The organism is Empedobacter sp. 225-1 (assembly GCF_030328185.1).
Taxonomy (GTDB): Bacteria; Bacteroidota; Bacteroidia; order Flavobacteriales; family Weeksellaceae; genus Empedobacter; species Empedobacter stercoris.
On the sequence record NZ_JACALO010000074.1, the window covers coordinates 1 to 3,715 of the forward strand.

At 29.5% G+C, this 3,715-nt stretch carries 5 protein-coding genes; all 5 read left to right on the plus strand.

The window, feature by feature from the left end:
- The first annotated feature begins 282 nt into the window (after positions 1 to 282).
- The 5 genes from HX088_RS13685 to HX088_RS13705 all read left to right on the plus strand — a co-directional run bounded on the left by HX088_RS13685 (position 283) and on the right by HX088_RS13705 (position 3,459).
- Positions 283 to 645, plus strand: a complete 363-nt coding sequence (locus HX088_RS13685) for a hypothetical protein (protein WP_286484458.1) — start codon at positions 283 to 285, stop codon at positions 643 to 645.
- A 281-nt stretch (positions 646 to 926) separates the two neighbouring features.
- A complete protein-coding gene (locus tag HX088_RS13690) occupies positions 927 to 1,409 on the plus strand; it encodes a hypothetical protein (protein ID WP_286484459.1) in 483 nt (160 codons plus the stop codon).
- Between the two features lie 168 nt (positions 1,410 to 1,577).
- Positions 1,578 to 2,135 carry a hypothetical protein gene (locus HX088_RS13695; RefSeq protein WP_260541397.1) on the plus strand — a complete coding sequence of 186 codons (558 nt, stop codon included), beginning with the start codon at positions 1,578 to 1,580 and terminating at the stop codon, positions 2,133 to 2,135.
- Between the two features lie 237 nt (positions 2,136 to 2,372).
- Positions 2,373 to 2,729: a hypothetical protein gene (locus tag HX088_RS13700; RefSeq protein ID WP_171623428.1), complete on the plus strand. Its 357-nt coding sequence runs from the start codon at positions 2,373 to 2,375 to the stop codon at positions 2,727 to 2,729.
- A gap of 199 nt (positions 2,730 to 2,928) precedes the next feature.
- On the plus strand, positions 2,929 to 3,459 hold the full coding sequence (locus tag HX088_RS13705; RefSeq protein WP_286484460.1) for a DUF6584 family protein: 531 nt from the start codon (positions 2,929 to 2,931) through the stop codon (positions 3,457 to 3,459).
- Positions 3,460 to 3,715: the final 256 nt, after the last annotated feature.

Below are 3,715 nucleotides of genomic sequence, written 5' to 3' on the forward strand. Positions count from 1 at the left end.
ATAACGAAAATCATATGCGTTTAAGCGAAATATTAAACTCGCACTACAGCTAACAAGGTATTGCCAAAAGCGGGGCTGAAGTGCTAAATTTAATGTTTGTACTTCTAACTCCGCCAAAAACGAATTTTATTCGTTTTTTATTTTTAAATTTAACTCATAAAAATTCGTTTTGGCACGCCTCGGTGCAGAATTTAAGCTTTCAGCCATAAATTCCCCGCCTTCGGCAATACCCGAAACGTTAGCGGTAATGCTTAAAAAGCGTAACTGAAAAACCAATCAAAAGTGAATTACTACAGACTTTATATTCATTGCAAAAACGAAGAAGTTTACCATCAAATTACTGAAATTCTTCTTATTGAACCAACAATTTTTGATAATGAAAATTCAAATGAAATCAAAACTTTATGGTGCTACGCAATAGACGAAAAAGATGAAGATGATTACGTAGACTATATTAATATATATTTAGACTTAATCGAGCCAAAATTTTCTGAACTTGAAAGAATAGGAATTGAAACAAGTGATATAAGTATCTGGAGAATTTATGAATATCAGCATCAATGCTCAATGGAAATTACTCCACAAGAAATGAGAAGATTAGGAAATAATGGAATAACATTATGTATTGACTGTTTTGAAAAATAAAGCACTACCGCTAACAAAGGCTTGGCGAAATGCGGGGTTAAGTGCTAAGTTGAACTTTTGTGCTTATTAAGTCGACAAAAGCCAATTTTATTGGCTTTTTAGTTATATTAGCAAATAGAAATTGGCTTTGGCTTAGTTTCGGTCTGAATTGAACTTCCGCTCAATTCAAGCCCGCACTTGCGCCAAGCCTCGAAACGTTGGTGGCAATTTTACCAAGAGACACTACAGATTCGAAAAAATAATTAATATATTATACCCTTAAATTTAAAAATTTATAAAAAATGAATAAAGTAATCGTAACAAGTTTCATTGCAATTATTTTTTTAATTGCTTGTAATAACCAAACTCAGGAAAAAGACAAAACTACATCTATGGAAGAAACCAAAGATGTAAAAAACTCAACACCACAGAAAAGTATAAATGACTTTGTGGGAACATACCTTAGTGGGCAAAAAGAAGGTGGAAATGATTGGGTAGAAGTAAAAATTGAAGATTTAAAGAATCAAGATAGTTGTAAAATAACTGTAGATTCAAAAGAGAGAAATGGAAAAAAGGGCTGTACGTTTGACAAAACAGGAATTCTTAAAAATGACACTCTTTTTATACAAACCACAGACTGGAAAAAACCAGTTACTGTAATAATAACAAGAAAAGATACTAAAATTTCTATAGATGCCATTGAAAAAGAAGACGGGGATAGATATGTTTTAAATTACTACTGTAATGGTGGAGGAAGTTTAATTGGTGATTATACAAAACAATAAAAACTGCCACCAACAAGGGTTTGGCGTCATGCGGGGTGACGTGCTTAAATTCAAGTGTAGTTTTTCAAATCAACTTTTGTGTTGGGTTGACTGTATTGTGCCCTGAAATCCCGCACGAACGCCAAGCCCAAAAACGTTGTACAACATTTTACCAAAACACTCTCCTAAATGAAAATCAACAAATTATATTTAATAATCTCAATCATAAATTGCACATTTGGTTTTGCTCAAAATTCGATAGGTTCAAAAATTAACACTAAAATTAATAATGATTTTATATCTAGTATAAAGTCTTTTGTAGGAAAACTAAATCCTGAAGAATATAAAGAAACCCGAAAAGAAATATTAAAAGAACTTAAAGTTGAAATACCTGAAGAAAAAGCGATTTTAATTCATTTTTATCAATATGGTGTAAACTGCTATGAATATGGTTTAAAAGAGAGGAATGCTTTGGGTGTTATCCAAAATACCATCAAGATATCATCAAAAATTTCAAAAGAAAATAACACAATTGATTTTTTTATATATACTTCCAATGCATTGCATAAAGAAAGAATTCAAGATAAAAATATTTTTATTTTAGATTCAGGATTTTTTGAGAAAAACATATTTACACTAAAGGAAAATTGCAGAGCATTTTTCATCTTAAAAACTAATGGAGAATTTATGAAATATTATGGCTCAGATTATTTCACGGAAGTAAGTAATTTTCTGAAAAAACAATAAAAACGTCGTACAACATCGCATTGGCGAAATGGCGGTTTAATGGAGAGATTGAAAGTTTCTCCTTTTTTTGTCGCAACAGCCTTTTATATTTCCTTTTTTCATAAATTTAGAAAACAATAAAAGGCTGTTGCTTAGCTTAGTGCAAAATTGAAAGTTTAGGCTTTCTAAACCGCCACTATCGCCAATACGCGGCCCGTTGTACGACATTTTCCCTCGAATAAAACCAAAACTTCTTTTATGATTCTCAGAAATAAAAAAATTATCGAAAATATTTTAATTATAGCAGTTGTTATATTTTGTATTTTTTTCACAAACAAAATGAATCATATTGAAGAAAATGAAAAGATTAGAATAGAACTATTAACTGATCAAAATAAATCCTATAAAACAATATTAGAATCCAAAAATTTAGGTGAAAACGAAATTAAGAAACATGAAAATATAATTCTTATTTGTCAATCTAAATTGGATAAATTAGAACCTATTTCAAATAATAATTATTATTTATTTTTTCTTATAATAATTTTAGGTTTGTTTATTTTTTATGTTAGCTTAAATAAACTATATCCAGAAAATAAACGTCGTACAACATAGTATTTAGCAAAAAAACGGGCTGAAAGTAAACTTTCATCCCATCTTTTTCCACTCGCAAAATTGCTTTTCTTAAAACTTAACACTAAATTAGTTTCAGAAAAGAGCAATTTGCTTGAACGGACGAACTTGAACTTCGTTCAAATTCTCTCCCGTTCTTCGCAAATACTCGGCTCGTTGTGCGTCATTTTACAGAAACTTTATGAGTTTAGAACAAAAATTGAAAAGAATTGATTTAGAAATTCAAAACGGAATGAAATATAAAGCAGCAGATAGGTTGCGAAATTTAATTCAGGAAAATCCAAATGAAATTCAATTATGGAATAAACTTGCAGAACTGTACTATGAAAGCGGTTTTTTTGATTCAGCTGGAAAATATTGGATATTAACCGAGCCTACAGAAGAACGAATTAAAAAATGTGTTGAGATTTATGAAAAATCTGTCAATTATTCAGGAAATCATATTTTACAAGACATTGTATTTCGAGGAGATAAAACTAAATTATCTGAATACGCACAAAAGAAACTAACAGAATTGGAATTAGATAGCAAAAGGAGAATCAATTATGTTCCTAAATTTAATCCTAAAAAAAATATTCCAAAAAGGAATAAAATCGAATATCAAGAAACTATAAAAGAAAAATTAGGTCGTTATTTATTCTTCTTAATTCTAGTTTTAATTATCATTATAATAATTATTGGATTTGTAACAGTAATTAATTGGATATTCTAAAAAGAAAAACGAACGCACAACATGGGTAACTGTTGCACAACTCCAAATTTCGATTTCAGTTAGACAAAAAAAACAAAGATTTGAGCTACATTGGAAGCGATGAATAAAAAACAGCTTATAATATCTACTCATTTTCTGTAGTAAAAACGATGTTTTCGGGTCAGAAATCTACTATCTATTTTCTCAAATCTAAAAATCTCAAAAAATATTTCCCGTCATAACAGTCAGTTAGGGATAGAAAGTAAAATAAATGTAA